The organism is Streptomyces sp. NPDC058469, assembly GCF_042721125.1.
GTDB lineage: Bacteria > Actinomycetota > Actinomycetes > Streptomycetales > Streptomycetaceae > Streptomyces.
The window spans coordinates 35,304-61,256 of sequence record NZ_JBHXME010000052.1; the positions used below are offsets into that span (position 1 = coordinate 35,304).

A 25,953-nucleotide genomic window follows, 5' to 3' on the forward strand; every position below is an offset into this window, starting at 1 on the left:
GGACGGGGACGGGGCGGTGCGGGCATGAGCGGGGACAGCGGCGAGAACATCAGGGCGGCCGGGCTCGAAGAGATAGCGCAGGGCATCACGCTGGTGCTGGGCGAGTTGAAGGATCTGGGCATCGACAGCTTGGCCGGAGCGGGCCGGGGCTTCGCCGAACTAAGCCTGTCAGGCCTGGAGTTGGGCAACGGGGAGTTGCTGTCGGGGTTCACGTCGTTCTGCGAACGCTGGGAGTGGGGCGTGCGCGCGCTGGTGAACGAGGGCAACAACTTCGCGGCGGGCGTGGGTCTTTCGGCGGGCACGCTGTACGAGACGGACCAGTACGTCGAGGGCACGATGAAGATCGTGGTGAACGCGGGGATGGGCAATCCGTACGCGTCGGAGGACGAGGTCACGAAGCAGGGCTGGGGCGACCTGGTGCGCAACAACGAGTACACGGGCGGCGTGGACTACAGCGCCGCGTCGATGGACAAGGCGATGGACAACAGCGAGCAGGCCTACAAGGACGCGGCGCGGGATGTGATGACCTCGCACACGATCAGCCCGTTGGGCCCGGGCCTCAACCCGGCGAACCTGGCGAGCGCGGCCGGGCTGAGCGGGGACGAGTACAACCAGTTCCTTGACAGCGGGTTGGGCCCGTCACCGGAGGAACGGGCGAAGGCGGCAGAGGCTGCGCAGGAACAGGCTCAGCAGGGCGGGGACGCGGGCTGATGGGGATCGGCGATCTGGTCAACTCCGGGCTGGGCAAGGTCGGCGATGTCGTCGACCAGGGCAAGAAGCTCACCGGCGAACTCGTCGACAAGGGCACGGATGTCGCCGGCGACGCGCTGGACAAGGTCGGTGCGCACGACCTCGCGAACAAGGTCGAGAACGCGGGCGACCGTATCGCCTCGGACCTGGGCGCGACCCCGGGCGAACAGCAGTTGGGCCAGACCGACCAGCCGAAGGACCTGGTCCACGGCGACGCGAAGGCGATCCGGGCGACGGCCAAGCACCTGACGGACTTCTACACGGCCTTCGACAAGGTCGGCGACGGCATGCGGAGGCTCAACTCGTCATCCTGGCAAGGCGAGGCGGCTGAGGCGTTCCGCAGGAAATTCGCGATGCACCCCACGAAGTGGCTCCAGGCGGCGGACGCCTGCGACGCGGCGGGCAAGGCGCTGTCGTCGTACGCGGACACGGTGGAGTGGGCGCAGGGGCAGGCGCAGGACGCGATCGATCTGTACGGGCCGGGGAAGAAGGCGTCGGACGCGTACAAGGCGGACGTAGCGAAGCACAAGGACGACGACAAGAAGCACGAGCCGTCGACGGACCCCGGCGCAGCCGCCGTACAACGTGCCCACGAGATCCTGAACGAGGCCCGCCGCCAACGCGACGAGGCCGCCCGCACGGCGGCGGGCGCGGTCCGCAAGGCCCTGGCCCACGCCCCCGCCGAACCGCCCCCGCTGGCCCGGTTGAAGGCGGACGCGGTCGACGGCTACCAGGCCGTCAACACGGAGATCCTGCACTTCGGCGGCGGCGTGGTGAAGGGCACGGCGGGCATCCTGAACTTCGCCCGCGGCCTCAATCCGATGGACCCGTACAACCTGACGCACCCAGCTGCGTACGTCCAGAACGTCAACATGACGTTGGCGGGGCTGATTTCGACGGGCGCGCATCCGGAACGGGCCGCGAAGACGATGCTGGACGACTTCATGAAGGACCCGTCGGAGGGGACGGGCCGGCTGATCCCGAACCTGTTCGGCGACGGGGCGGGGCTGGAGGCGGCGTTCGGCCGGGCCGCGCTCAAGGACGGCGTGGAAAGTGCCGTCGAGACAGGGGTGCAGCGGTCGGCGAAGGACGCGGCCGGGGAGTCGGCGGGCGCCGGGCGCAAGGGCGCGACGGAGAACCCTGAGGGCAGCAGTCGGCAGCCGAACGAGACGGTCTGCGAGGGCGACCCCGTAGACGTCGCGACCGGCCGAATGGTGCTGCCGCAGACCGATGTCTCGCTTCCAGCCCATCTGCCACTGGTCCTCAAACGCCGTTTCGAGTCCTCCTACGATCTCGGCCGCTGGTTCGGCCCGTCATGGTCCTCCACCCTCGACCAGCGCCTGGAGATCGACTCCGAAGGCGTCGTCTTCGTCACCGAGGGCGGCCTGCTTCTGACCTACCCGCACCCCGCCCCCGGCCTGCCCACCCTGCCCAGCCACGGCCCGCGCTGGCCTCTGGACCGCGCCGACGGCGGCTACACCGTCACCGACCCGCAGACGCGCCGGGTGTGGCACTTCACCGACCGCACCGAGAACCTGTCGGTCCTGGAACAGATCGACGACCGCAACGGCAACTGGGTCACCTTCGAGTACGACACCGACGGCACTCCGCTGGCTGTCGTCTCCAACGGCGGCTACCACGTCCGCATCACCACGCAGGCGGGCCGGATCACTGCGTTCCATCTGGCGGCCACCGGTCAGGAGCTGAAGCGCTACGGCTACACCGACGGTCACCTGACCCAGGTCATCAACTCCTCTGGGCGCCCTCTGCGCTACACGTACGACGACGCCGGCCGTATTACCTCGTGGACGGACACCAACGATCACAGCTACACGTACGAGTACGACGACCAGGGCCGCTGCATATCCGAGGGAGGGTACGCGGGGCACTTGACCCGGCGCATCACATACGACGGCACCACCCCGGACACCGACTTGCGGGTCACGACCACGGCCACAGCCGAGGGTCACATCCGCCGCTTCTTCGTCAATGACGCCTGCCAGGTGGTGGCCGAGGCCGACCCGCTCGGCGCGGTCACCCAGTACCAGCGCGATCGCTACAACCGCCTGCTCTCCGAGACCGATCCCCTGGGCCACACCGCGTCGTTCCGCTACGACGAGGCGGGCAACCTACTCGTCGCCGCCCGCCCGGACCGACGCGAGGCGAAAGCCGAGTACAACGAACTTGGTCTGCCGGTGAAGGTGGTGAACCCGGACGGCACGGTCTGGCGTCAAACGTTCGACCAGCGCGGGAACAGGACATCGCTGACTGCCCCCACAGGCCAGACCACACGTTTCTCATACGACGACGTCGGCCATCTCACGACCGTCACCGACCCGCTTGGCAATGTGACCCTGGTCCGCTGCGACCGGGCCGGACTCCCTGTCTCGATCACCGATCCGCTCGGGGCGACAACGACGTACGAACGAGACGCCTTCGGCCGACCGGTGGTGGTCACCGACCCCACGGGGTCAGTGAGCCGACTGGAGTGGACGATCGAGGGTTGCCTGACCCGCCGCACCGCTCCCGATGGCACAACCGAGTCCTGGACGTACGACGGCGAGGGCAACTGCACCACCCACGCCGACCCACTCGGCGGCATCTCCCGCTTCGAGTACACCCACTTCGACCTGCTCACCGCCCGTACCGGCCCCGACGGTGTCCGCCACGAATTCGAGTACGACACAGAACTACGCCTGACGCGGGTCATCAACCCGCAGGGTCTGCTGTGGACATACGAGTACGACCCGGCTGGGCGTCTCGTCGGGGAAACGGATTTCGACGACCGCTCCGTCTCCTATGCCTACGACACAGCGGGCCGTCTGGTCTCCCGCACGAACGCGCAGGGTCAGACGGTGGCCTTCGAGCGAGACGTACTCGGTCAGGTGACACGCAAAGACACAGCCGGACAACTGACCACGTACGCCTACGACTTGACGGACCAGCTGGCTCAGGCGACGGGACCTGACGGTACGACGGTGACCGTACTGCGGGATCGCTTCGGCCGCGTGCGCTCGGAGACTGTCAATGGTCGGGCGGTGACTTACGAGTACGACGTGCTCGGCCGTCGCACGGGCCGCACCACGCCGAGCGGGGCACGGTGCACTTGGTCGTACGACGCCGCCGGCAACCGTGTGGACATGGTGACGTCCGGCCGCCGGGTCGACTTCACCTATGACGAAGCAGGTCGCGAACTGACCCGCCACATAGGCGAGATGGTGACACAGACGCATGCGTACGACGTCTCGGGCCGCTTGACGGAGCAATCCGTGGCCGGTGTCGCCGGTCGCAGGATTCAGCACCGCGCGTACACCTACCGCGCCGACGGCAACCTGACCGCAATCGACGACCACCTCTCCGGCGCACGCAGCTTCGACTTGGACGTGGTGGGCCGTGTAACGGCGGTACACGCGGCGAACTGGACCGAGTCGTACGCGTACGACGAGGCAGGCAACCAGACCCGGGCTTCCTGGCCGGCGGCCCACCCCGGTCAGGAAGCGAGAGGCGAGCGGGAGTACACCGGCACCCGCGTCACCCGCGCGGGCAACGTCCGCTACCAGCACGACGAACTCGGCCGCATAATTCTGCGCCAGAAGTCCCACTTGTCGCGCAAACCTGACACCTGGCGCTACGAATGGGACGGGGAGGATCGCCTGACAGCGGTTACCACCCCGGACGGAACCCGTTGGCGCTACACCTACGATCCTTTGGGTCGCCGCACGGCGAAACTTCGTCTGGGCCGCCACGGTGACACGGTGGTCGAGCGGATCGACTTCACCTGGGACGGCACAACGCTCTGCGAAGAGACCACCACGTCCCTGGAACTGCCCAATCCAGTCACGCTGACCTGGGATCACCAGGGTCTGCGGCCCATCGCCCAGACCGAGCGCATCACGGCAGCCGAGGCACCGCAAGAAGAGATCGACTCCCGATTCTTCGCCATCGTCACCGATCTCGTCGGAACTCCCAGCGAACTCGTCGACGAACACGGTGAGATCGCCTGGCGTACTCGCAACACCCTGTGGGGCAATACCGCTTGGGCCGCCAACAGCACCGCCTACACACCTCTCCGCTTTCCGGGCCAGTACTACGACCCCGAAACGGGGCTCCACTACAACTACTTCCGCCACTACGACCCCGAGACAGCGCGCTACGTCACGCCTGACCCTCTCGGACTGTCGCCGGCCCCGAACCCTCTGGCCTATGTCCTCAACCCTCACATCTGGGTCGACCCGTTCGGCCTGAAGTGCCCTGACCTGCCCGAGGGACACACCTCGCAGCCGGCCTTCACCAAGGACCCGTACAACCCGAATGTCGTGGATCAGCGCGTTCAGGACATGCGTGACTTGTACGGGATCAAGGAGCCTCCCCCCGCTGCATCCAGCAGCATGATCGACGCCAACGGCACTCAGGTGACCAGTAAGACGATGTGGAACCACGGCCCGTACCGCATTGACGTCGAGAACCCCAATCCCGGGCAGCGTGCCGGGCAGTTGCACTTCCAGGACCAGAGCAATCCCACAGCTAAGTACCAGTACAATTTCAGCACCGAAAAGTTCGAGGGGCTGCCGCGTTCCGTCGAGAAGGAAATAGGCAGGAATCCTGGATTCCAGGCAGGAATCGACAAGGGGCTGAGAATGCTGGGAGAGGGATGACCATGAGAATGAATGCCAGGATGTCCGAATTCTTTAAGGCGGTCGAGCACATCGTCCAGGAAGAGGATGTACCGGATCCGTTCCGTGCCATCGTCCGAGCCGGTTGGACTTCAGAAGGCGATGCGCAACTCCTGACAGCGCTGTTTTCTGGCTACTCCGGCACACCGCTCACAGAATTCGATGATGTCATCCATTACGAGGCCACCGTAAACGGCCGCGGCATGACGGACTACGATCTCCCGGAGTCGGATCCGGAAAGGGATAAAACACTCCTGCGCCGCTCTCTCGGCTATGCCTGCATCGCCCTTCTGGCTGTGCCGGTGAGTCACCCATGGCCAATGTTCGGGTACGTCTCTTTGTCCGAGGGAGGCCTGGAGGGCGACCTGCTCACCGCGCATGTGACCTTCAGTTCCGAACGCCCGGGTCTGCCTCGCTACGTGGACGACATGGATTCCTACAAGCACGAGGCACTGTTGGAGGTTTCCCAGGATGACGCGAAGGCCCTGCTCAGGAAGTCCGGAACTCGATCTCGATGAGATCGAGGAGATGTGCTCGGCCGCCACACCAGGTCCATGGTTCGTCAGGAACCTCGATGACGATCACGCCATGAACCTGGTCGCGGTCAGTACGGTCCAGGACACCGGGCTGGGCGTGGAGGTGGCCCGAGAACGCGGCGTTCATCGCCATGGCCAGAGAAGCAGTTCCCCAACTGGTCGAAGAGGTCAGGCGTCTTCGGCGCCTGCTTGGTTCATGAGCACGCACCACACCGTCTTCCGATCCGCCCCCTGCTCCACACCCCACCGCTGCGCGAGCGCATCGAGAAGGGCCATGCCCCGGCCGTGTTCGTCAGTCGCGGTGGCCCTAAGCAGAACAGGCAACGCGCGCGGATCCGGGTCGGTGACCTCGACGCGCGTGTGACCGTCATCCGTGCCGAGGACTCTGACGGTCACCGGAGTTCCCTCCCCAACATGGTCGATCACGTTCGTCACCAACTCCGTTGCGCAGAGGCGGACGTCGTAGGTGTGGTGGCGGAGGTGGTGGCGCAGTTCCGGTACGGCCTTCGGGGTGGCGAGCAAGCGGAGTTCGAAGGTCACCGTTCCGCCGCCTTGCGGAGAGCGGCGGCGAGTTCGCGGGCCGTGGCGGTGTTGCAGTTCCCGAGCGCGACGAGGCCGGCGGTCAGGATGTCCACGCCGAGGGAGGGGAGCGTGATGTCGTGCAGGGCGAGGGCGTCGCGGAGTTCCTCCACGCAGAGGGTGGTGTCGTAGGGGGTGGACATGAACGGATGCCTCCTGTGCGCTCTGTGACGAACTCCTCACAGACTGGCGTTTCGCTGGCTACCGTAAAAGAGGTTTCGCGTTCGCGACCGGGGCTGCGGAGGAGGGCAAGTGGTGGCACGGGGCAAGGACATCGACGGGTCGATGAGCGTTCCGACCTTCTACGGCAAGGAGTTGAGGTGGAAGCGGGAGGAGGCGGGGCTGTCGTTGGATTCGTTCCTCAAGGGCAGCTTCTACAGCAAGACGTACCTGAGCGACATCGAGCACGGTGAGCGAAGGATGCCGCTCGATCTGGCCCAGCACGCGGATCGGAAGCTGGGGACGGACGGGTTCTTCGAGCGGAACTGTGAGGTTGTGCGGAAGGCACGGAGGGGGCCGCACGCCGCGTACTTCGAGAAGGTCCTGGAGGCGGAGAAGCACGCGGAGTCCATCGAGGAGTGGTGCCCCATCAACATCCCGGGGCTGCTGCAAACCGCCGCCTACGCGCGGACGATGGTCCGGTCGGCTCACCCGGCGGCCTCCGACGAGTGGGTCGAGGAGAAGGTGACGGGCCGCCTCACCCGCGCCCGCCTCTTCGAGGACGACCACTCCACCCCGGAGTACTGGGCGATCCTGCACGAGTCGCTGCTTGCCGACCCCGTCCTGCCGCCACGGGAGATGGCCGAACAGCTCGACCGGATCGTGGAGTTGGCCGAGCGGCGTCGGGTCACTCCGCAGATCGTTCCGCGGACGTGCGGCGCGCATCCTCTGATGGCCGCCTCCATCAAGGTCATGGCCTTCCCGGACGCTCCGCCGTTGATCTACACCGAAGCGTCGTACAGCGGTGACACCATCGACGATCCGGCCCTCGTGAAGCAGTACCGCAAGGCATACGATCGGCTCAGGGCCGTCGCACTGTCACCGGAGGCGTCCCTGGCGATGATCGAGGCAGCGGCAGAGGAATACCGAAATGGTAAGCAACGGGACCGACTTGAGTGACGCGCTCTGGCTGAAGAGCAGCTACAGCAACGGGGACGGCGGGGACTGCGTCGAGGTCGCCAGCGACTTCCCCGGCGCCGCCCTCTGGCGCAAGTCGAGCTACAGCAACGGGGACGGCGGCAACTGCGTCGAGGTCGCCCACAACCTCCCCGGCCTCGTCCCCGTACGCGACTCAAAGGCTCCGCACCGCCCTGCAGTCGTCCTCACCGCCCCGGCCTGGGCCCCTTTCATCGCCGCTCTGAAGAGCTGCTGACAGTCGGACGCCCCCTCCCCGGAGGGTAAGCCGCAGAAGTGTGACACTCCGCGCCAAAGTGTCACACTTTCGCGAAGAAGCCCCCCCGGCCGACCTCGGCAAAGGACCACAGCTCGAAGGCGGCCACCCACCCAGGCAGCCGCCTTCATCAGCGCGCTCAAGACCCCTGTTGACAAGTCGGGCTTGCTGCGGGCGCCGTAGCCGGTATCGTCGTCGGCGAAGAGGAACGAGCCCCCGCCACGGCGGGTATCCGTGACAGGGGCTCAGGCTCACTCAGGAGCCTTCGGAGGCCCCTAATACCGCTGGGGGCCTCCGGCTACCTGGTGATCCACCAGAGCCACCACCTCCTCACGTGCTTGGCCCACGATTCCGGCAACCGCCGGGTGAGCCGACACACAAGAGTCAGCTTTGGTCTGGCATGACGTCCCATGGGTGCGCCTCCCTTTTCTCAGGGAGGCGGCCTTTTTTTGTACCCGGAACCGCCTCGCTTCGGGCCGGGCCCCGAGGGGACGGGACCCGGAACAAGGGAGGCGCACCCGAGGGTGCGTCATATGACGGATATTACCGGCAACTCGCATATGCCGTAGGCCACTTGAGCCAGGCAGCGAAAAGACGGCCACCCCCACTCAGGGGCAACCGCCTTCACGCGTACCGAAGTTGACCGGAGTCGACAGGTCAGGTCAGACCGGGGCGGGTCAGACCGCCGACCCCGCCTTCCACTGCGCCCAGTCCATGTTCCAGCCGTTGAGGCCGTTGTCCGGAGACACCGTCTTGTCGCCGGTGTTGGAGATGACGACGACGTCACCCACGATCGAGTTGTTGTAGAACCACGCCGCCGGCATGTTCTTGTCGCCCGCGCCCTTCACGTCCTGGAGGCCCACGCAGCCGTGGCTGGTGTTGACGCTGCCGAACACCGAGGGCGAACCCCAGTAGTTGCCGTGGATGAACGTGCCGGAGCTGGTGAGGCGGATGGCGTGGGGGACATCCTTGATGTCGTACTCACCCTTGCCGTCGTCATCCGTGAAACCGACCGTCGCACCGTTCATACGCGTCTGCGTGAACTTCTCGGACATGACCATCTGGCCGTTGTACGTGGTGTGTTCGGGGGAGCCGGCCGAGATCGGGATGGTCTTGACGACCTTGCCGTCCTGCTCGACCTTCATCTGCTTGGACTTCGCGTCGACGTACGAGACCTGGTTGCGGCCGATGTGGAAGGTGACCGTCTTCTGCTGCACGCCGTAGACCCCGGAGGCGCCCTCCACGCCGTCGAGCGCGAGCTTCAGCGTGACGGTGGAGTTCTCCTTCCAGTAGTCATCGGGGCGACAGTCCATGCGCTGGGTGTTGAACCAGTGGCAGACGACTTCCTGGCCGCTGGTGGAGGTGACCGTGATGCCCTTCTGGACGGCGGCCTTGTTCGTGATCGCCTTGTTGAAGTTGATCGACACCGGCATGCCGACGCCGACCGTGGAGCCGTCCTCGGGCGTGAAGTTCCCTATGAAGCTGTTGGCCGGGGAGACCGTGGTGAAGGAGGCGTTCTCGTGGGCGGCGAGCCCGGCGGAGTCCTTGGCCGTGGCCGCGACCTTGTACGTGGTCGAGCGGTCCAGCTGCGCGCTGGGCTTCCAGCTGAGCTTGTCGGCGGCGATGGTGCCCGCGACGGCCTTGCCGTCCGCCGTCGTCATCGTCACGGCCGTGAGCGTGCCCTTGCTGACAGTCACCGCGGCCGAGTTGTTGATGGAGGCGTTGTCCGAACCGTCCGCCGGCGTGATCTTGATCTGCGCCTCGGAGGACTTCTTGGCGGCCGCCTCGTCGGCCTTCGACTGCGAGCTCTGGCTCGAGTCGCTCCCGGACGACTTGTCGTCGCTGCCGGAACACGCCGTGAGCACGAGCACACCGCCGAGCAGTGCGGACGCAGCCATGAAGCTCTTGCGCCGCTTACTGTCCGTCATCACACGCTTCTCCATCGTTGCCGAAAAACCCGAAAACCCCGAGTGACCCCGTTAGCCCCGCCGCAGTCCCCGTTTAACAATCCTTGATAAACCAACGCTACGACTGGTGCGTCCCGTTCCGCTTATCGCCCATGTGTGGGGCACACCACGTCCACGACGAAACCCCGGGCAGCGGTTGCCGCCCGGGGTCACCTACGCCCCAGCACAGCTCAGCCGACCACTGCCGCCTCGTCCGCTTCCTCATCGCCGTCGACATCATCCTCGTCGATGTCCCAATCCGGCGAATCCGGGTCGTAGTCGATCTCCTCGCTGCTCCACGAGGCCTGGGCAAGCTCGACCCCGGGCATCTCGCTGACCAGGTCGAACGGGTCCACGAGATAGGCGAGGGCCTCGGCGGTGTCTTCTGTCACAGCGCTCTCGGCGTGTGTGCGTTCGTCGCCGGGCAGCTCGGGATCGTCGGCGATCTTGGCCAGCGCGGCCTTGGTCACGGCGTCCTCGTTCTCGACTTCAAGAACGAGTTCGACACGAAGGCGTACAAAACGTGATGTCTCTGGGGTGCTCATGCCGGGAGCGTACGGCCCACAGCTCCCGTGACTTTCCCGCGACCCGCACAGTTCATTAGCATCGCTCCACACGGCCAATTCGCCAGCACCACAAGGGGATCGATATTCCGTGTCAACCGCTCGCCGAACGATGCTGACCGCCACCGCCGCGGGCACCCTGCTGGGCGCCCTCTGGTTCGTCCCCTCCGCCAACGCGACGGTGACCGACCAGGCCAGAGTGGAGACTTCGGCGACGCCCACCTCGCAGGTCACCCAGCAGGCACGGGTCACCTCGACGGCCGTCACCGCCTCCTCCGACGACGCCCAACTCGCCGACACCGGCAGCCCGAACACCACGCCGTACATCGTCGGCGGCACGGTGTTCCTCGGCCTCGGCGCGGGTTTCGTGGCGTATTCGGTACGACGGGAACGGCTTGGCTTTTAACTGGCTTGACGCTTCTTTGACTCAAGCTTCATAGTCCGCTCATGAAGAGATCATCGGGCATACGGCTGTGCGTCACCGTCGCGGTGAGCGCACTGTCGCTGGCCCTCATCACCGGCTGCTCCGACGGCGGTTCGGACGACGCGAAAGACTCCGGCAAGGACTCCGGCAAGGGGTCCACGAAGGCGCTCACCGCCGCCGAGTTGAAGAAGCTGATCATCGCGAAGGGCGAGGTCGACGGCTACGAGGTCGCGGCGGCCCCCAAGTCCATCTCGATTCCCAAGAGCGGTGTCACGGTCGACAAGGAACAGTGCCGTCCGCTGGCCTGGGCCATGACCGCCCTGGCGCCGGGTGACGCCGCCGCGGCCACCAGCAGGATGGTCACCGAGGCGAAGCCGGTCTCCGCGTCCGCCTCCCCCTCCAAGTCGCTGGAGGACCTGAGCGAGGAGGAGTTCGACGACGCGTGGAGTGCCGCGCTCAGCCGCACGGTCACCTTCGTCGGGCTGTCCTCGTACGACGGTGACGGCGCCGCGAAGACGTTCAAGTCCGTCTCCGACGCGATCGGAAGCTGCTCGAGCGGCTACACCCTCACCCCGGGGACCGACGGCCAGAAGTACACCAAGATCGCCGCCGAGAAGGCCTCCGGCACCGGCGACGAGTCCGTGGCGTTCGCCGCGAGCGGTGAGATGGACGAGGCCGACGGCCAGACGGGCACCGTGCACACCGAGGTGGTGCGCCGCGGCAGCACCCTCGTCACGTACTACACGGTCAACCTCGGTGCCCTGATGTCGGACAAGGCCTACGACGTGCCGTCCGCCGTGATCGACGCACAGACCGCCAAGCTCAAGTGACCGACGGGGCCCAGCCGTTGGCGGGACGGGGCCCCAGCTGTCCTACCGCAGCGGCCCGGTGACCTTCTCCACGGCCTCGACCACGTGCCCGCCCCGCACGAACGCGTCCGCCGCGGCGAGGTCGGGAGACAGGAACCGGTCCGGCCCCGGACCCTCAACTCCCGCCGCCCGTACGGCGTCGATGACCGCCCGGGACGCGGGAGCCGGAGCCAGCCCCTCGCGCAGCTCCACGGCGCGCGTCGCGGCGTAGAGCTCGACGGCGATGATCCGGGTGAGGTTGTCGACGGCGGTGCGCAGCTTGCGCGCGGCCGACCAGCCCATGGAGACGTGGTCCTCCTGCATCGCGGAGGACGGGATCGAGTCGGCGGAGGCCGGTACGGCGAGCCGCTTCATCTCGCTGACCAGCGCGGCCTGCGTGTACTGGGCGATCATGAGCCCGGAGTCGACCCCGGCGTCGTCCGCGAGGAACGGCGGCAGCCCGTGCGAGCGGTTCTTGTCGAGCAGCCGGTCGGTACGGCGCTCGGCGATCGAACCGAGGTCGGCGACGGCGATGGCGAGGAAGTCGAGGACGTAAGCCACCGGCGCGCCATGGAAGTTGCCGTTGGACTCGACCCGACCGTCGGGCAGCACAACGGGGTTGTCGACGGCGGACGCCAACTCCCGTTCGGCGACGAGCCGTGCGTGCGCGATGGTGTCCCGCCCGGCACCGGCGACCTGCGGGGCGCACCGGACGGAGTAGGCGTCCTGGACGCGGGGCGCGCCGTCCTGGTGGTGCCCGGTCAGCTCCGAACCGGCAAGCACGGCAAGCATGTTGGCGGCACTGGCACCCTGCCCGGGGTGCGGACGGATGGCGTGCAGCTCGGGCGCGAGCACCTTGTCGGTGCCGAGCAGCGCCTCCAGGGAGAGGGCGGCGGTGACGTCGGCGGACTTGTAGAGCATGTCGAGGTCGGCGAGGGCCATGACCAGCATGCCGAGCATGCCGTCGGTGCCGTTGAGAAGGGCGAGGCCCTCCTTCTCGCGCAGCTCGACCGGCGCGATACCGGCTTCCGCGAGCAGATCGCCGGCGGGCCGTACGACCCCGTCCGGGCCTTCGGCGTCGCCCTCGCCCATGAGCGTCAACGCGCAGTGGGAGAGCGGGGCCAGGTCGCCGGAGCAGCCGAGGGAGCCGTACTCGTGGACGACGGGGGTGATCCCGGCGTTCAGCACGTCGGCCATGGTCTGCGCGACCTCGGGCCGTACACCGGTGTGCCCCGAGCAGACGGTCTTCAGCCGCAGGAACATGAGCGCGCGGACGACTTCCCGCTCCACCCGCGGACCCATGCCGGCGGCGTGCGAGCGGACGATGTTGCGCTGCAACTGTGCGCGCAGTTCCGGGCTGATGTGCCGGGACGCCAACGCCCCGAACCCGGTGCTCACCCCGTACACGGGCTCCGGCTTGGCGGCCAGCGCGTCCACGATCTCCCGCGCCGCGGCGAGCGCCGCGACGGCCTCACCGGAAAGCTCGATCCGGGCGCCTCCACGCGCCACGGCGAGAACGTCGGACGCGGTGACCCCGGACGTCCCCACCACCACAGTGTGCATATCCATATTCAGGAGCGTACGCATTGAATGCGGCGGTGTCACTACCGGGTCACCGGTTAGACCCTTACAGCTAGGTCACGTCCTACGGCCCCGGAACCGCCGCCGCTCGGCAGGCATCTCCGGCGTCGGGGAGTCGGCGAGCTGCACCACCGGATCGTCCGGGCCGTCCCGCCCGGCCACCACCGGCTTGTCCGCGCGGAGCGCCTTCGCACGGTACTGGGCCGCGTCCGCCAGCCGGAACAGACGCCGACCCGAACGCACCGCCCCGATCGGATCCTCCGTCGAAGCCACCCCGCAGGCGACACCCTCCCCCAGCTCCAACTCGGCGGCGCGGCGGCACAGTTCGACCGCCGCGTCGACCACCTCGTCGGCGGGCGGCCCGACCGCGAGCAGGCAGAACTCGTCCCCGCCGAGCCGCGCCGCGAGCGCGCCCGGCAGCATCGCCCCGCACAGCGACAGCACCGAGCCGAAGCGTTCGAGGAGCCGGTCACCGACCGCATGCCCCTGAGTGTCGTTGACGCGCTTGAGCCCGTTGAGGTCGCAGACGACGAGGCTGACCACGACCCCGTCGCGCCGATGCCGCTCGACCGCCTCGTCGAGCCGTACGTCGACGGCCCGCCGGTTGGCGAGCCCGGTGAGCGCGTCCGTGAAGGCGAGCCGCCGGGCCTCCTCCAGCCGCTCGGTCTGGGCGATCCCGGCCGCGACGACGGAGGCCAGCACGGTCGCGAAGTCGGCGTCCCCCCGGTCGAAGACGGGTGCACCGACCGGCCGCGCCACATACAGCTCACCCCAGGCCCGCCCGTGCAGCACGATCGGGGCGACCACACAGCATCCGCGCCTACGACGCCGTAGGGCCGCCACGCGCTGGTGGCAGTAGCCGGGGCTGCCCGCTGCCGGGCCCTCGGCGGTCTCGACCCAGGCGTTGGGCTCGCCGCCGCCGGCCCATCGCTCGTGCAGGAACTCGGTGATCTCGGGAAACTGGTGCACGGGATAGGTCTCGCCGTCCGGGAACTCCTCCTCGCCCCGGGCCCGCTCCCCGACGTTCGCCAGGACCCGCAGCCGGCCCAGCTCCCGCTCCCACACCGACAGCGCGGCGAAACTCCCGTCCAGCGCCCGGCACGCCCCGGCCGCCGCCGCCCGCCAGGACTCCCGCGGTGTGTGCGCCGCCGCCATCCCCTGCGCCAGCTCCACCACGGCCGCCAGCCGCCTGTCCTCACCCATCACTCCAGGCTAGGGAGGTTTGGTGCATAGCGGGACATTGATGCGGCGAACAGGTGTCGTGAGCGGATGAACGGCAGCGGGGTCCACTCACCGGCGAACAGCAGCGCGGGGCGGCGATCGGAGAGGCGGCGAGGTCCGCCACCAATACCCCGGGCGACACATGCGACTCCGCCGCGCGGGCGCGACCGATACAGGCCCACTAACCAACGCGGCCAGCACCGACCCCTAGGGGCGCGGGGAACTGCGCGATCAGCCCCCACCGGCCCGCACCCGGCAGACAACCCAAGCCCCCTCTTCCTCCTCCGCGACTCTCCCTACTCCCCCGGCCACTCCGGCGTCCGCTTCTCGTTGAACGCCGCCACGCCCTCCGCCCGGTCCCCCGAGAACGCCACCGACCGCCACGCCGCGTCCTCGACCTCGAGGCCGGCGCGCAGATCCAGCCCGTGCCCCAGCCGCAGCGCCCGCTTGGCCGCCCGGAGTCCGACGGGCGAGTTCGCGGCGATACGCGCACCCAGCGCCAGCGCCTCCTCGCGGTCCCGGCCGGCCTCCACCAGGACGTCCACCAGGCCCAGCTCCGCCGCCTCGGGCGCCTCCAACCGCCGCGCGGTGAAGATCAGTTCGGCCGCACGCGCCGCGCCCACCCGGCGGGGCAGCAACTGTGTGCCGCCACCCCCCGGAATCACGCCCACCGACACCTCCGGCAACCCCACCACAGCCGTACGGTCCGCCACGATCAGGTCGCAGGACAGGGCCAGTTCGAAGCCGCCGCCGAGTGCGAAGCCGTGCACGGCGGCGATCGCCGGCATCGGCAACTCCAGAACGCCGGTGTACGCGCCGCGCGCGAGCGGGCGCTGCCTTACGAGTTCCGCGTCCGTGAGGGAGTTGCGCTCCTTCAGGTCCGCGCCGACGCAGAACGCCCGCTCGTGCGAGGAGGTCACCACGGTCACGCGTACGTCCCGGTCCGCCGCCAGTGCCGTACAGGCCGCGGCGATCGAGCCCGCCATCGCCGTGGAGACGGCGTTCATGGCCTTCGGCCGGTCCAGGACGAGTTCCGCGACGTACCCGTGCCGCCGCACCAGCACGAACTCCCCGAACCGTGTCTCGGACCGCTCCTCGCTCATGACCGCCTCCTGGTTAACGTGGGTTAACAGACCTCGCCCCGATCATCGCACGCACCTTCCCCGTTCGGGTGACATCCCGCCCAACTCCCGCCGCACCGCCCGTAGAAGCGCATAACGTGCGTCCGCCACACCACAGGGGAGGGATCGTGACGACGACCACGAAGGCGGAGCCGGCCGAGGACACCTCGGAGATGGAACCGCCGCTCCCCCGGACCCCGCGCGGCCGGCACCGCCGCCCCCGCCCCCGCAAGGTCATGCTCGCCGTCGGAGGGCTCGCCGTGGCCGCCGGTGTGCTGAGCCTCGTGCGACTGACGCCCGAGTCGGCAGTCGGCGGACTGGGCACGGCAGAGGCGGACCCCCGCCCGGACCCGGGCACCGGCACCGGCACCGACCGCCCGGCCAACGCCGCCGCCACCATCAGCGCCGACCCGACGGCGATCCCCTCGGCGACCTCGGTGATGGGCGGCGCGAGCGCGAGCCCGACGACGACCTCCGGGGTCGTACCGACTCCGTACGCGACCGCGACACCCACGCGTGCGGAGTCGACGACCATCCCCGAGACGACGACGGCCACCACGCCACCACCCGCAGCTCAGGAACCGGCCTCCCGTCCGACACCGACCACGGCGCCCGCACCCACCGCCACTCCCACGCCCACACCGAGCCGGAGCGCCAACTCCCCTGCCCCCGCGCCGAGTCGGCCGAGTCTGTGCGTGCCGATCATCGGGCTCTGCGTGGACCCGCTGGTCCATCGCAACTGAGGTCCTACGCCGGTGACGAGTCCCGGCGCGTGAGCAGCCACGGTTCGACGACGCCGAGGCCGCGCACCGGGCGCTGCCACATCGGCTGGAGGGCGAAGCGGTAGGTCGGGGGCTCCTCGCCTTCCTTCTCGGCAGCCGCCGCGGCTTCCGCCGCCTCCGCCTCGGAGGCGGGGGACTCGCCGCTGCGGATGAGTTCCTCGGCGAAGGCGCTGTCGACGAGGACGGCGTCGCGGGGAGCTATCGACGTGAGCCGGGAGGCGAGGTTGACCGTCGTGCCGAAGACGTCGCCCATGCGGGTCGTCACCGTGCCGAAGGCGATGCCGACGCGGAGTTCGGGCATCGTCTCGTCGTTGGCCATGGTCTCGATCAGGCGCAGGGCGATCTCGGCGGCGACTCCGGCGTCGTCCGCGGAGAAGAGGACCTCGTCGCCCAGGGTCTTGATCAGGCGTCCGCCGCGCGCGGCGACCAGGTCGGCGGCGGTGGTCTCGAAGGCCTCGACGAGTTCGCCGAGTTCCTCCTCCTCCATCCGGCGGGTCAGCCGCGTGAAGCCGACCAGGTCGGCGAAGCCCACCGCGAGCCGCCGGTCGACCATCTCCTCGTCGTCGCCCGCCTGGACGACCCGGCCGGCCGAGGCGGCGAGCTGGCGACGCCAGACGTAGACGAGGAACTCCTCCAGCTCGGGCAGCAGCAGCTCGATGATCGGGTACGTCACCTCGGTGCGCGACATGCCCGGTTCCGGCGGCTCGGTGAGGCCCTCCAGGAACGAGTCCATCTGCCAGCCGGCCAGCCGTGCGGTGGTCTGCCCGGTCGAACGGGCCACCTGCACCGCCATCGCCTCGCTCAGCAGCCCCGCCTCGACGAGACCGGCGAGGCGCCGCAGCGCGAGGACGTCCGCCTCCGTGAACGCCTTGGCCTGGCCGACGTCGGCGAAGCCCATGGCCCGCCAGAAGCGCGTGGCCAGCTCCATGGAGACACCCGCGGTGCGGGCCGCCTGAAAGGGGGTGTAGCGGCGCTCGGCACCCAGAATCAGCCCTTCGAGCCGGAGCGCGAGGGGGTTTTCACTGGGATCTGCGGCATCGGGGTCCACCCGGCCGTCCGCGTCCGCGCCGGAGCCCGTGTCGTCGACGGTCACGCCTGCTGCCCTTCCGATCTGCCACGGTCAGGTATCGACCGGGCCCAATGCTACGGCAGGTGTGGGCCAGCTCACTCCGTGAGTCACACGGACATCGCGGCCACAAGGGCGGTCGGGGTCACGCGGGGCGCAGGTGGACGATGTCCCCCGCCCCCACGGGCTCCTGCACGCCGTCCTCCGTCGCGAGGACGAGCCGCCCGTCGCCGTCGATGGCGACGGCCTCGCCGGTGATCGACCGGTCCCCGGGCAGTTCGGCCCGTACGACCCGGCCGAGCGTCGAGCAGCCGGCCGCGTAGGTCTCCTGGAGGCCGCTGGCGGCCGGGTCGCCGCCCGCCGCGCGCCACTTGTCGTACCAGTGCTCCAGGGAGCGCAGCACCGCCCGCAGCAGGGGGTCGCGGTCGGTGGTGACCGCTCCGGCCAGGGCCAGGGAGGCCGCCTGGGGCACGGGCAGCTCGTCCTCGCGCAGGGTGACGTTGATGCCGACGCCGACGATCACGGCGTCGTCCCCGGCGCGCTCGGCGAGGATGCCGCCTGCCTTGCGTTCCTCGCCGCCGACAGTCACCAGGAGGTCGTTGGGCCACTTGAGTGCCGTGTCCACGCCGGCCGACCGGGACAGGCCCGTCGCGACGGCGACCCCGGTGAGCAGCGGGAGCCAGCCCCAGCGGGCCACGGGCACGTCGCGCGGCTCCAGCAGGACGGAGAAGAACAGGCCGGAGCGGGCGGGTGCCGTCCACTGCCGGTCGAGCCGCCCGCGCCCGGAGGTCTGCTCCTCGGCGACCAGGACGGCGCCCTCGGCCGCCTTGCCGGCGACGGCCAGGGCGACGAGGTCGGAGTTGGTGGAACCGGTGCTCTGCACGACCTCCACACCGGTCCACAGCCCGCCCGCCCGCACGAGTCCGCGGCTGAGCGCACCGGCGTTGAGGGGCGGCCGTTCCAGATCGGACCAACGGCTGCTGTCGTCTGAGGCATCTCGCGGCGTCATGCAAGCCACCCTAGGTGTGTTGTACGCCGCACTGCCGATCGGTAGGCCCGCCACTACTCTACGGATGAGTAACCCGTTCCCCTTTTGAGCAGGCAGGGAGCCGTAATCCCGATGTCCGAGCCGGAAGCGCCTCAAGAGATCGACATTCACACGACCGCCGGGAAGATCGCGGATCTTCAGCGCCGTATCCAGGAGGCGACGCACGCCGGCTCGGAACGTGCGGTCGAAAAACAGCACGCCAAGGGCAAGTTGACGGCCCGTGAGCGGATCGACCTGCTCCTCGACGAGGGGTCCTTCGTCGAGTTCGACGAGTTCACCCGGCACCGCTCCACGGACTTCGGCCTGGAGAAGAACCGCCCCTACGGCGACGGGGTCGTCTCCGGGTACGGCACGGTGGACGGACGTCCGATCGCCGTGTTCTCCCAGGACTTCACGGTGTTCGGGGGCGCCCTGGGCGAGGTCTACGGCCAGAAGATCGTCAAGGTGATGGACTTCGCGCTGAAGACGGGCTGTCCGGTCATCGGCATCAACGACTCCGGCGGCGCCCGCATCCAGGAGGGGGTCGCCTCCCTCGGCGCGTACGGCGAGATCTTCCGCCGCAACACCCACGCGAGCGGTGTGATCCCGCAGATCAGCCTGGTCGTGGGCCCGTGCGCAGGGGGCGCCGTCTACTCCCCCGCGATCACCGACTTCACGGTGATGGTCGACCAGACCTCCCACATGTTCATCACCGGCCCGGACGTCATCAAGACGGTCACCGGCGAGGACGTCGGCTTCGAGGAGCTGGGCGGGGCGCGGACCCACAACTCGGTCTCCGGTGTGGCCCATCACATGGCGGGCGACGAGAAGGACGCGATCGAGTACGTCAAGCAGCTCCTCTCCTACCTCCCGTCCAACAACCTCAGCGAACCCCCGGCGTTCCCGGAGGAGGCGGACCTCACCGTCACGGACGAGGACCGCGAGCTGGACACCCTGGTCCCGGACAGCGCGAACCAGCCGTACGACATGCACACGGTGATCGAACACGTCCTGGACGACGCCGAGTTCTTCGAGACACAGCCGCTGTTCGCGCCGAACATCCTCACCGGCTTCGGCCGGGTCGAGGGCCGCCCGGTCGGCATCGTCGCCAACCAGCCGATGCAGTTCGCGGGTTGCCTCGACATCGACGCGTCCGAGAAGGCCGCGCGCTTCGTCCGCACCTGCGACGCCTTCAACGTCCCGGTCATCACCTTCGTGGACGTCCCCGGCTTCCTCCCGGGCGTGGACCAGGAGCACTACGGCATCATCCGCAGGGGCGCGAAGCTGATCTACGCGTACGCGGAGGCAACGGTCCCTCTCATCACGGTGATCACCCGCAAGGCCTTCGGCGGCGCCTACGACGTCATGGGCTCCAAGCACCTCGGCGCCGACCTCAACCTCGCCTGGCCGACCGCCCAGATCGCCGTCATGGGCGCCCAGGGCGCGGTCAACATCCTGCACCGCCGCACGATCGCCGAGGCGGACGCGGCCGGGGACCTGGAGGCGACCCGGGCCCGCCTGATCCAGGAGTACGAGGACGCCCTCCTCAACCCCTACATCGCGGCCGAGCGCGGCTACATCGACGCGGTGATCCTCCCCTCCGACACCCGCCGCCACGTCGTACGGGGCCTACGCCAACTCCGCACCAAGCGCGAGTCCCTCCCCCCGAAGAAGCACGGCAACATCCCCCTGTAGAGGAGCCGCTGTGACCATCAAAGTCGTACGGGGCAACCCGACCCCGGAGGAGCTGGCCGCCGCCCTGGCGGTGGTAAGAGCCCGCGCCGCGGCGGCAACATCCACACCGCCGGGCACCCCAAGGCCGCGCGACGCCTGGTCCGACCCCGCGCGGATCGCTTCCGCGAGACTCCCCCACCCAGGGCCCAGTGCATGGACCCGCACGTTCTGGCCCGGCTAGGCATGCCCGCCTAGGGGCGCGGGGGCTGTATCTATGTGCGGCTCCGCCGCGTCGGCGCGACCAGCCACAACGGACCCGCAGCTACAAACGGCGCGACACGGCTTCGGCCATCACCACGTACCCCTCATCGTTGGGGTGCAGATGATCGCCGAAGTCGTAAGCCGGGTGCAGCCGATCCCCATCATCCGGATCGGCCATCACCCGATTCAGATCAACAACCTCGCTGAACTCCCCAGCGCACCGCACCCACTCGTTGACCTCATGGCTGACCTTCGCCGCCCGCTCCCCCCAGTGATCCGACCCTCCGAACGGCAACAAGGTCGCCCCGGTCACGGTCAGTCCACGAGAACGAGCCTGGCGTATCAACTCCCGGTACCCACCGATGACTTCACCCGCAGAAACCACCGGCGCCGGCTTGTACGTAGGTTGCGCGTCCGTCTCGCTGAACCCGATGTCGTTGAGCCCCAGCAACACAACGACCGTGTCAACCCCGGCCAGTTGAAGCACATCGCGCCCCAGCCTGCGGAGCCCCTTCTCCCCGTACCACGCGGAGTCGTTGAGCAGCAGATTCCCCCCGATCCCGGCGTTCAGCACGGGCCGCCCGGTCCGCTCGGCCAACGCGTCCGACCACCGACGATCGGCCCCCGGCGTAGACCCGAACCCATCGGTGATGGAGTCACCGAAGAGGGCGATCCCGTCCGTACGCCCGGAGTCCGTGTCCACGCCGGACAGGAAGTACCAGGACTCACTGGACTCGGTGAACCCCTCCCCGCCACTCAACAGGCACCCCGCACCCCGATAACTGGTCGCGAACGCCTGCGCATGGAAGGTCGCCGGCCCGGTGGCCGCATCGAAATACAGCGTGACGACCACCGACTCCCCTGCCGCTACGGCGAGTTGGACCCTGTCGCTCACCAACTCCCCCCGCGCCGGTATCTCCCCTTCCACCGCGCCTCCAAAGGTCAGCCGCACAACAGACCTTCCGGCGCCTACGGAGCCCGCCGCGATCCGCACCGGCGAGGTCCCGTACGCGTTCGAGAACCGCACCCGCACCCTCTCCCCGCCCGCCGTCAGCCGCACGACCTGACGTACCGACTGACGCCAGAAGCCCTCGCGGGACCAGTTCGGCGTGAAGCCCTCACTCGGCAGCTGGGGTGACGCGGTCCAGGCAGTAGTGAACATGACACACCTCTCCAAAAGGAACCACAGCCCCATTACCCTAACGGAACCATGGACCCTTTTGGCGGCGTCGAAAGGAAGTCGAGGAAGTTGAGTACCCGTACTCAGGCGCCCTCCCCGGTCAGGCCGCACGCTGGTGACATGCTGTGGTCCGACCCCGACAACGAGCCTCCCGAGGAACTGCGGGAGACGGAGGTCATGTTGCGGCGGCTCGGGATTCTCATGGCGCTCGCGATGGTGCTTGCGATGATCGTGATCGGGCTGACGTGAGGGCCCCGGACCGCGCCGATACCCTGATCGCATGACAGATCAGCCGCGCCGCCGACTCGTGCTCGCCTCCCAGTCCCCCGCCCGGCTGGGCCTGCTGCGCCAGGCCGGACTCGACCCCGAGGTGATCGTGAGCGGGGTGGACGAGGACGCCGTCGGCGCCCCCACCCCGGCCGAACTCGCCCTCGCCCTCGCCGAGGCCAAGGCGTCCGTCGTCGCCGCGAAGCCCGAGGTCAAGGGCGCCCTGGTGATCGGCTGCGACTCGGTGCTCGACCTGGACGGCGAGGCCCTCGGCAAGCCCGCCGACGCCGAGGAGGCCACCGCCCGCTGGAAGTCGATGCGCGGCCGGGCGGGCACACTCCAGACCGGCCACTGCGTCTACGACACGACGAGCGGCCGGTACGTCTCGGCCACCGCGTCCACCGTCGTCCGCTTCGGCGAACCGACCGACGCCGAGATCGCCGCGTACGTCGCCTCGGGCGAACCCCTTTACGTCGCCGGGGCGTTCACCCTCGACGGCCGCTCGGCACCGTTCATCGAGGGCATCGACGGCGACCACGGCAACGTGATCGGCATCAGCCTGCCGCTCGTTCGCCGCCTACTGGCCCAACTGGGCGTCGGCATCACGGAGTTGTGGACGCCCCAAAAGGGATGATCAGGAGGGGCTGGGGGCGGCCGGGGGGATGACCGGCGCCGGGTCCTTGTCGAGCTGCGGCCGCTCGGGGCCCTTGGGGCCGCCCTCCGCCGGTGCCGCGTCCGAGGGGCCCTCAAGGCGGTCGTACGTCATCAGGAGCAGGATGACCAGGCCGAGCACCACCACCATGAACACGAACGCTCCCGGGCCCACCAGGCCCCACGCGAACGCGCCCAGCAGGCCGTGCACCACGGCCACGCTGATCAGCAGGATGCGGCCGAGGCCGGCCGGGGCCCGGTCGCGCAGGGCGACGAGCAGGGCGACCACGCCGCACAGGGCGAAGTAGAGGCCGAAGACGACTCCGCCGGCCTTCGAGGAGACGGACATCGCGTCCGGGTCGAGGCCCGCCAGGGACATGTCCTGGCGGTCGACGACGATCCCCAGGAACCAGTTCAGCGCGGTCACTCCGAGCGCCTCCACGAAGAGGACGACCGCCAAGATCCATGCCACCGGCCTGCGCATCACCGGCCCCACCCACTTCCGTTCGAGACAACCCGAACGCTACTAACGGGTAAACCGCGGGACAAGGGTTGTGATGGGGGCAAAGAATCGTTGGGCCATTCGTAGGGACTCCACAAAGAAACGGCGTGGCGCGCGGCACGCTCTCACAGAGACCTTGACCACATCGGAGAGCTAGGGTTTCCACGAGGAGTCCTGCGTACCGAGGTGCGACAAGGGATTTCGCGGGTCGAGCGGGCCTCGCATCACGCTCCGTGTGGGCAAGCTCACCACTGGGGACGGGTCGATGCGTCGTGTCGGCAGTCCCTAAACTCGGCTTGTTTCAAGGAGGGAGCCTCAATCGTGCGCAAGGTGCTCATCGCCAATCGTGGCGAAATCGCTGTCCGCGTAGCCCGGGCCTGCCGGGACGCCGGGATCGCGAGCGTGGCCGTATACGCCGACCCGGACCGGGACGCTCTGCATGTCCGCGCCGCGGATGAGGCGTTCGCCCTGGGCGGTGACACACCGGCGAGCAGTTACCTGGACATCGGCAAGGTCCTGAACGCGGCCCGCGAGTCCGGTGCCGACGCCATCCACCCCGGCTACGGATTCCTGTCGGAGAACGCCGAGTTCGCCCAGGCGGTGCTCGACGCGGAGCTGATCTGGATCGGCCCGCCGCCGCAGGCGATCCGGGACCTCGGTGACAAGGTCGCCGCCCGGCACATCGCCCAGCGCGCCGGTGCCCCGCTGGTGGCCGGCACGCCGGACCCGGTGTCGGGCTCGGACGAGGTCGTCGCGTTCGCCGAGCAGCACGGGCTGCCCATCGCGATCAAGGCCGCCTTCGGTGGCGGCGGTCGCGGTCTGAAGGTGGCCCGGACGCTCGAAGAGGTTCCCGAGCTGTACGACTCCGCGGTGCGCGAGGCGGTCGCCGCCTTCGGTCGCGGTGAGTGCTTCGTCGAGCGCTACCTGGACAAGCCGCGGCACGTGGAGACCCAGTGCCTGGCCGACTCCCACGGCAACGTGGTCGTCGTGTCCACGCGTGACTGCTCGCTGCAGCGCCGCCACCAGAAGCTGGTCGAGGAGGCGCCCGCGCCGTTCCTCTCCGAGGCCCAGGTCGCCGAGCTGTACGCGTCGTCCAAGGCGATCCTCAAGGAGGCCGGCTATGTCGGCGCCGGGACCGTCGAGTTCCTCGTCGGACAGGACGGCACGATCTCCTTCCTGGAGGTCAACACCCGCCTCCAGGTGGAACACCCGGTCACCGAGGAGGTCGCCGGCATCGACCTCGTACGCGAGATGTTCCGCATCGCCGACGGCGAGCACCTCGGCTACGGCGACCCCGAACTGCGCGGCCACTCCTTCGAGTTCCGCATCAACGGCGAGGACCCGGGCCGCGGCTTCCTGCCCGCCCCCGGCACCGTCACCACGTTCGCGGCGCCGTCAGGACCGGGCGTCCGCCTGGACGCCGGTGTCGAGTCGGGCTCGGTCATCGGCCCGGCGTGGGACTCACTGCTCGCCAAACTGATCGTCACCGGCGCGACCCGCGAGCAGGCGCTCCAGCGTGCCGCCCGCGCACTCGATGAATTCACCGTCGAGGGCATGGCCACGGCCATCCCGTTCCACCGCGCGGTCGTCAGGGACCCGGCGTTCGCCCCCGAACTCACCGGCAGCCAGGACCCGTTCACGGTCCACACCCGCTGGATCGAGACCGAGTTCGTCAACGACATCAAGCCCTTCGCGGCCCCCACGGACGCCGAGGCGGACGAGGACGCGGACCGCGAGACGATCGTCGTCGAGGTCGGCGGCAAGCGCCTGGAGGTCTCCCTCCCGGTCTCGCTCGGCATGTCGCTGGCCCGCACCGGCCTCGCGGCGGGCGCCAAGCCCAAGCGCCGCGCGGCCAAGAAGTCCGGCCCCGTCGCCTCCGGCGACACCCTCGCCTCCCCGATGCAGGGCACGATCGTCAAGGTCGCGGTCGAGGAGGGCCAGGAGGTCAAGGAGGGCGACCTCATCGTCGTACTCGAAGCCATGAAGATGGAACAGCCCCTGAACGCGCACAAGTCCGGCACCGTCAAGGGCCTCGGCGCGGAGGTCGGTGCGTCCATCACCTCCGGCGCCGCGATCTGCGAGATCAAGGACTGACCCACCGCACGTCCAGACCAGCACGTCCAGAGGTGCCCGGCCGACAGGAACACCCTGTTTCCGCCGGGCACTTCTGTAATGAACTCCTGGCATGCTGAACCACGGAACGAGCCGAGGAGGGCAGGTGGGACCCATGGCCAAGCCGCCGGCGGGGCTGCGCGCCGACGCCCGCCGCAACTACGAGCGGGTGCTCGCCGAGGCCCGGGTGTCCTTCGCCGCGCACGGCACGGACGCGTCCCTGGAGGACGTGGCCCGCCGCGCGGGCGTGGGCATCGGCACGCTGTATCGGCATTTCCCCAACCGGCAGTCCCTGATGAGCGCGGTCTTCGAGGACGCGGTCGGTGAACTCCTCGCGCGCTCACGGGAGTTGCGGGACGCACCGCAGCCGTGTGCGGCCCTGGTGAGCTGGCTGCGCGAGATGGTGAGCCACGCGAGCGAGTACCGGGGGCTTTCCCGGGCTCTGATGGCGGTCGCCCACGACGGCACGTCCGCCCTGGCCCGGTGCAGCGACCCGATCCGCGAGGCGGGGGGTGCGCTACTGTTCCGGGCGCAGGAAGCCGGTGACGTGCGCGGTGACGTCGAGATCGGCGACCTGCTTCAGCTGACCCATGCGATTGCCCTCGCGGCGGAGGGCAACCCGGGGGACCCTGAACTGGCGGACAGGTTACTGACGTTGACGTTGCGAGGATTGAAGCCGTAGCTCTGGTCCAGTTTTCGGGTGCGGGCCGGTGGGGGCTGGTCGCGCCCACGCGGCGGAGCCGCATATCGATACAGCCCCGCGCCCCTTAAAAGCGACTGTACTGGTCCGGCCTTTAGG

Annotated in this window: 26 protein-coding genes; 15 read left to right on the forward strand and 11 right to left on the reverse strand. The window is 68.9% G+C overall.

The features are described from left to right. Positions 1-24 precede the first annotated feature (24 nt). Genes ACFWP5_RS22710 through ACFWP5_RS22720 form a run of 3 tightly spaced genes read left to right on the forward strand, consistent with a single transcriptional unit; the run spans position 25 to position 5,941 of the window. Complete coding sequence (locus tag ACFWP5_RS22710) at positions 25-711, forward strand: hypothetical protein (RefSeq protein WP_384159346.1); 687 nt, start codon at positions 25-27, stop codon at positions 709-711. Continuing rightward, positions 711-5,405, forward strand: a complete 4,695-nt coding sequence (locus ACFWP5_RS22715; protein WP_384159348.1) for a putative T7SS-secreted protein — start codon at positions 711-713, stop codon at positions 5,403-5,405. Before ACFWP5_RS22710 ends, ACFWP5_RS22715 begins: the two co-directional genes overlap by 1 nt. 20 nt (positions 5,406-5,425) lie before the next feature. Then, on the forward strand, positions 5,426-5,941 hold the full coding sequence (locus ACFWP5_RS22720; protein ID WP_384159351.1) for a hypothetical protein: 516 nt from the start codon (positions 5,426-5,428) through the stop codon (positions 5,939-5,941). A 186-nt stretch (positions 5,942-6,127) separates the two neighbouring features. On the opposite strand, the gene ACFWP5_RS22725 is transcribed toward ACFWP5_RS22720, so the two are convergent. Together ACFWP5_RS22725 and ACFWP5_RS22730 are read right to left on the reverse strand one after the other, a co-directional pair. Then, positions 6,128-6,499, reverse strand: a complete 372-nt coding sequence (locus ACFWP5_RS22725) for an ATP-binding protein (protein ID WP_384159354.1) — start codon at positions 6,497-6,499, stop codon at positions 6,128-6,130. Then, positions 6,496-6,681 carry a hypothetical protein gene (locus ACFWP5_RS22730; RefSeq protein WP_384159357.1) on the reverse strand — a complete coding sequence of 62 codons (186 nt, stop codon included), beginning with the start codon at positions 6,679-6,681 and terminating at the stop codon, positions 6,496-6,498. Before ACFWP5_RS22730 ends, ACFWP5_RS22725 begins: the two co-directional genes overlap by 4 nt. A 112-nt stretch (positions 6,682-6,793) precedes the next feature. Here ACFWP5_RS22730 and ACFWP5_RS22735 point away from each other — a divergent pair, with 112 nt between their 5' ends. Next, positions 6,794-7,657: a helix-turn-helix domain-containing protein gene (locus ACFWP5_RS22735; RefSeq protein ID WP_384159360.1), complete on the forward strand. Its 864-nt coding sequence runs from the start codon at positions 6,794-6,796 to the stop codon at positions 7,655-7,657. After that, on the forward strand, positions 7,629-7,910 hold the full coding sequence (locus ACFWP5_RS22740; protein WP_384159363.1) for a DUF397 domain-containing protein: 282 nt from the start codon (positions 7,629-7,631) through the stop codon (positions 7,908-7,910). The genes ACFWP5_RS22735 and ACFWP5_RS22740 overlap by 29 nt, the downstream gene beginning before the upstream one ends. A gap of 695 nt (positions 7,911-8,605) precedes the next feature. Here the strand turns inward: ACFWP5_RS22740 and ACFWP5_RS22745 are convergent. Both ACFWP5_RS22745 and ACFWP5_RS22750 read right to left on the reverse strand, forming a co-directional pair. Continuing rightward, entirely contained in the window at positions 8,606-9,856 is a 1,251-nt protein-coding gene (locus ACFWP5_RS22745; RefSeq protein ID WP_384159366.1) for an Ig-like domain-containing protein, read from the reverse strand. A 209-nt stretch (positions 9,857-10,065) separates the two neighbouring features. Then, entirely contained in the window at positions 10,066-10,419 is a 354-nt protein-coding gene (locus ACFWP5_RS22750; RefSeq protein ID WP_384159369.1) for a hypothetical protein, read from the reverse strand. Between the two features lie 130 nt (positions 10,420-10,549). Here ACFWP5_RS22750 and ACFWP5_RS22755 point away from each other — a divergent pair, with 130 nt between their 5' ends. Continuing rightward, the gene (locus tag ACFWP5_RS22755) at positions 10,550-10,843 is read left to right on the forward strand and encodes an LAETG motif-containing sortase-dependent surface protein (RefSeq protein WP_384159427.1); all 294 of its coding nucleotides are present in this window, start codon (positions 10,550-10,552) and stop codon (positions 10,841-10,843) included. Between the two features lie 41 nt (positions 10,844-10,884). Next, positions 10,885-11,691, forward strand: coding sequence for a hypothetical protein (locus ACFWP5_RS22760; protein WP_384159371.1), 807 nt, complete (start codon positions 10,885-10,887; stop codon positions 11,689-11,691). Positions 11,692-11,733: 42 nt separating this feature from the next. Here ACFWP5_RS22760 and hutH read toward each other — a convergent pair whose 3' ends face one another. From hutH to ACFWP5_RS22775, 3 genes are all read right to left on the reverse strand, one after another. Next, positions 11,734-13,272 (reverse strand): histidine ammonia-lyase, encoded by a 1,539-nt coding sequence (hutH, locus tag ACFWP5_RS22765; RefSeq protein ID WP_384159430.1) that lies wholly within the window; start codon positions 13,270-13,272, stop codon positions 11,734-11,736. A 75-nt stretch (positions 13,273-13,347) separates the two neighbouring features. Further along, positions 13,348-14,493: a diguanylate cyclase domain-containing protein gene (locus ACFWP5_RS22770; RefSeq protein ID WP_384159374.1), complete on the reverse strand. Its 1,146-nt coding sequence runs from the start codon at positions 14,491-14,493 to the stop codon at positions 13,348-13,350. A gap of 314 nt (positions 14,494-14,807) precedes the next feature. After that, positions 14,808-15,614, reverse strand: a complete 807-nt coding sequence (locus tag ACFWP5_RS22775) for an enoyl-CoA hydratase/isomerase family protein (protein WP_384159377.1) — start codon at positions 15,612-15,614, stop codon at positions 14,808-14,810. 146 nt (positions 15,615-15,760) lie between these two features. Here ACFWP5_RS22775 and ACFWP5_RS22780 point away from each other — a divergent pair, with 146 nt between their 5' ends. Next, positions 15,761-16,375, forward strand: coding sequence for a hypothetical protein (locus ACFWP5_RS22780; protein ID WP_384159380.1), 615 nt, complete (start codon positions 15,761-15,763; stop codon positions 16,373-16,375). Positions 16,376-16,379: 4 nt separating this feature from the next. On the opposite strand, the gene ACFWP5_RS22785 is transcribed toward ACFWP5_RS22780, so the two are convergent. Together ACFWP5_RS22785 and ACFWP5_RS22790 are read right to left on the reverse strand one after the other, a co-directional pair. Next, positions 16,380-17,507: an adenylate/guanylate cyclase domain-containing protein gene (locus tag ACFWP5_RS22785; RefSeq protein ID WP_384159383.1), complete on the reverse strand. Its 1,128-nt coding sequence runs from the start codon at positions 17,505-17,507 to the stop codon at positions 16,380-16,382. A 118-nt stretch (positions 17,508-17,625) separates the two neighbouring features. Beyond that, complete coding sequence (locus ACFWP5_RS22790; RefSeq protein ID WP_384159386.1) at positions 17,626-18,489, reverse strand: biotin--[acetyl-CoA-carboxylase] ligase; 864 nt, start codon at positions 18,487-18,489, stop codon at positions 17,626-17,628. 111 nt (positions 18,490-18,600) lie between these two features. Here ACFWP5_RS22790 and ACFWP5_RS22795 point away from each other — a divergent pair, with 111 nt between their 5' ends. Further along, positions 18,601-20,202, forward strand: coding sequence for an acyl-CoA carboxylase subunit beta (locus ACFWP5_RS22795; RefSeq protein WP_384159389.1), 1,602 nt, complete (start codon positions 18,601-18,603; stop codon positions 20,200-20,202). A gap of 10 nt (positions 20,203-20,212) precedes the next feature. Next, positions 20,213-20,422, forward strand: coding sequence for an acyl-CoA carboxylase subunit epsilon (locus tag ACFWP5_RS22800; protein ID WP_384159392.1), 210 nt, complete (start codon positions 20,213-20,215; stop codon positions 20,420-20,422). Between the two features lie 81 nt (positions 20,423-20,503). Here ACFWP5_RS22800 and ACFWP5_RS22805 read toward each other — a convergent pair whose 3' ends face one another. Then, positions 20,504-21,295 (reverse strand): SGNH/GDSL hydrolase family protein, encoded by a 792-nt coding sequence (locus tag ACFWP5_RS22805; protein ID WP_384159395.1) that lies wholly within the window; start codon positions 21,293-21,295, stop codon positions 20,504-20,506. Between ACFWP5_RS22805 and ACFWP5_RS22810 the strand changes: the two genes are divergently transcribed. The 3 genes from ACFWP5_RS22810 to ACFWP5_RS22820 all read left to right on the forward strand — a co-directional run bounded on the left by ACFWP5_RS22810 (position 21,285) and on the right by ACFWP5_RS22820 (position 22,523). Next, the gene (locus tag ACFWP5_RS22810; RefSeq protein ID WP_384159398.1) at positions 21,285-21,509 is read left to right on the forward strand and encodes a hypothetical protein; all 225 of its coding nucleotides are present in this window, start codon (positions 21,285-21,287) and stop codon (positions 21,507-21,509) included. The genes ACFWP5_RS22805 and ACFWP5_RS22810 overlap by 11 nt on opposite strands. A gap of 233 nt (positions 21,510-21,742) precedes the next feature. Then, entirely contained in the window at positions 21,743-21,871 is a 129-nt protein-coding gene (gene mmpB / locus ACFWP5_RS22815; protein ID WP_384159401.1) for a morphogenic membrane protein MmpB, read from the forward strand. A 31-nt stretch (positions 21,872-21,902) separates the two neighbouring features. Beyond that, on the forward strand, positions 21,903-22,523 hold the full coding sequence (locus ACFWP5_RS22820) for a Maf family protein (RefSeq protein ID WP_384159404.1): 621 nt from the start codon (positions 21,903-21,905) through the stop codon (positions 22,521-22,523). Here ACFWP5_RS22820 and ACFWP5_RS22825 read toward each other — a convergent pair whose 3' ends face one another. Continuing rightward, a complete protein-coding gene (locus ACFWP5_RS22825; RefSeq protein ID WP_384159407.1) occupies positions 22,524-23,024 on the reverse strand; it encodes a hypothetical protein in 501 nt (166 codons plus the stop codon). Between the two features lie 339 nt (positions 23,025-23,363). Between ACFWP5_RS22825 and ACFWP5_RS22830 the strand changes: the two genes are divergently transcribed. Further along, positions 23,364-25,136, forward strand: a complete 1,773-nt coding sequence (locus tag ACFWP5_RS22830) for an acetyl/propionyl/methylcrotonyl-CoA carboxylase subunit alpha (protein WP_384159409.1) — start codon at positions 23,364-23,366, stop codon at positions 25,134-25,136. 133 nt (positions 25,137-25,269) lie between these two features. Further along, entirely contained in the window at positions 25,270-25,836 is a 567-nt protein-coding gene (locus tag ACFWP5_RS22835; protein ID WP_384159412.1) for a TetR/AcrR family transcriptional regulator, read from the forward strand. Positions 25,837-25,953 lie beyond the last annotated feature (117 nt).

Coding starts and splice junctions, on each gene's coding strand:
- ACFWP5_RS22710 (WP_384159346.1), top strand. CDS start 25: ATGAGCGGGGACAGCGGCGAGAACATCAGGGCGGCCGGGCTCGAAGAG.
- ACFWP5_RS22715 (WP_384159348.1), top strand. CDS start 711: ATGGGGATCGGCGATCTGGTCAACTCCGGGCTGGGCAAGGTCGGCGAT.
- ACFWP5_RS22720 (WP_384159351.1), top strand. CDS start 5,426: ATGTCCGAATTCTTTAAGGCGGTCGAGCACATCGTCCAGGAAGAGGAT.
- ACFWP5_RS22730 (WP_384159357.1), bottom strand. CDS start 6,681: ATGTCCACCCCCTACGACACCACCCTCTGCGTGGAGGAACTCCGCGAC.
- ACFWP5_RS22740 (WP_384159363.1), top strand. CDS start 7,629: ATGGTAAGCAACGGGACCGACTTGAGTGACGCGCTCTGGCTGAAGAGC.
- ACFWP5_RS22745 (WP_384159366.1), bottom strand. CDS start 9,856: ATGACGGACAGTAAGCGGCGCAAGAGCTTCATGGCTGCGTCCGCACTG.
- ACFWP5_RS22750 (WP_384159369.1), bottom strand. CDS start 10,419: ATGAGCACCCCAGAGACATCACGTTTTGTACGCCTTCGTGTCGAACTC.
- ACFWP5_RS22755 (WP_384159427.1), top strand. CDS start 10,550: ATGCTGACCGCCACCGCCGCGGGCACCCTGCTGGGCGCCCTCTGGTTC.
- ACFWP5_RS22760 (WP_384159371.1), top strand. CDS start 10,885: ATGAAGAGATCATCGGGCATACGGCTGTGCGTCACCGTCGCGGTGAGC.
- hutH (WP_384159430.1), bottom strand. CDS start 13,272: ATGCACACTGTGGTGGTGGGGACGTCCGGGGTCACCGCGTCCGACGTT.
- ACFWP5_RS22770 (WP_384159374.1), bottom strand. CDS start 14,493: ATGGGTGAGGACAGGCGGCTGGCGGCCGTGGTGGAGCTGGCGCAGGGG.
- ACFWP5_RS22775 (WP_384159377.1), bottom strand. CDS start 15,614: ATGAGCGAGGAGCGGTCCGAGACACGGTTCGGGGAGTTCGTGCTGGTG.
- ACFWP5_RS22790 (WP_384159386.1), bottom strand. CDS start 18,489: ATGACGCCGCGAGATGCCTCAGACGACAGCAGCCGTTGGTCCGATCTG.
- ACFWP5_RS22795 (WP_384159389.1), top strand. CDS start 18,601: ATGTCCGAGCCGGAAGCGCCTCAAGAGATCGACATTCACACGACCGCC.
- mmpB (WP_384159401.1), top strand. CDS start 21,743: ATGCTGTGGTCCGACCCCGACAACGAGCCTCCCGAGGAACTGCGGGAG.
- ACFWP5_RS22820 (WP_384159404.1), top strand. CDS start 21,903: ATGACAGATCAGCCGCGCCGCCGACTCGTGCTCGCCTCCCAGTCCCCC.
- ACFWP5_RS22825 (WP_384159407.1), bottom strand. CDS start 23,024: ATGCGCAGGCCGGTGGCATGGATCTTGGCGGTCGTCCTCTTCGTGGAG.
- ACFWP5_RS22835 (WP_384159412.1), top strand. CDS start 25,270: ATGGCCAAGCCGCCGGCGGGGCTGCGCGCCGACGCCCGCCGCAACTAC.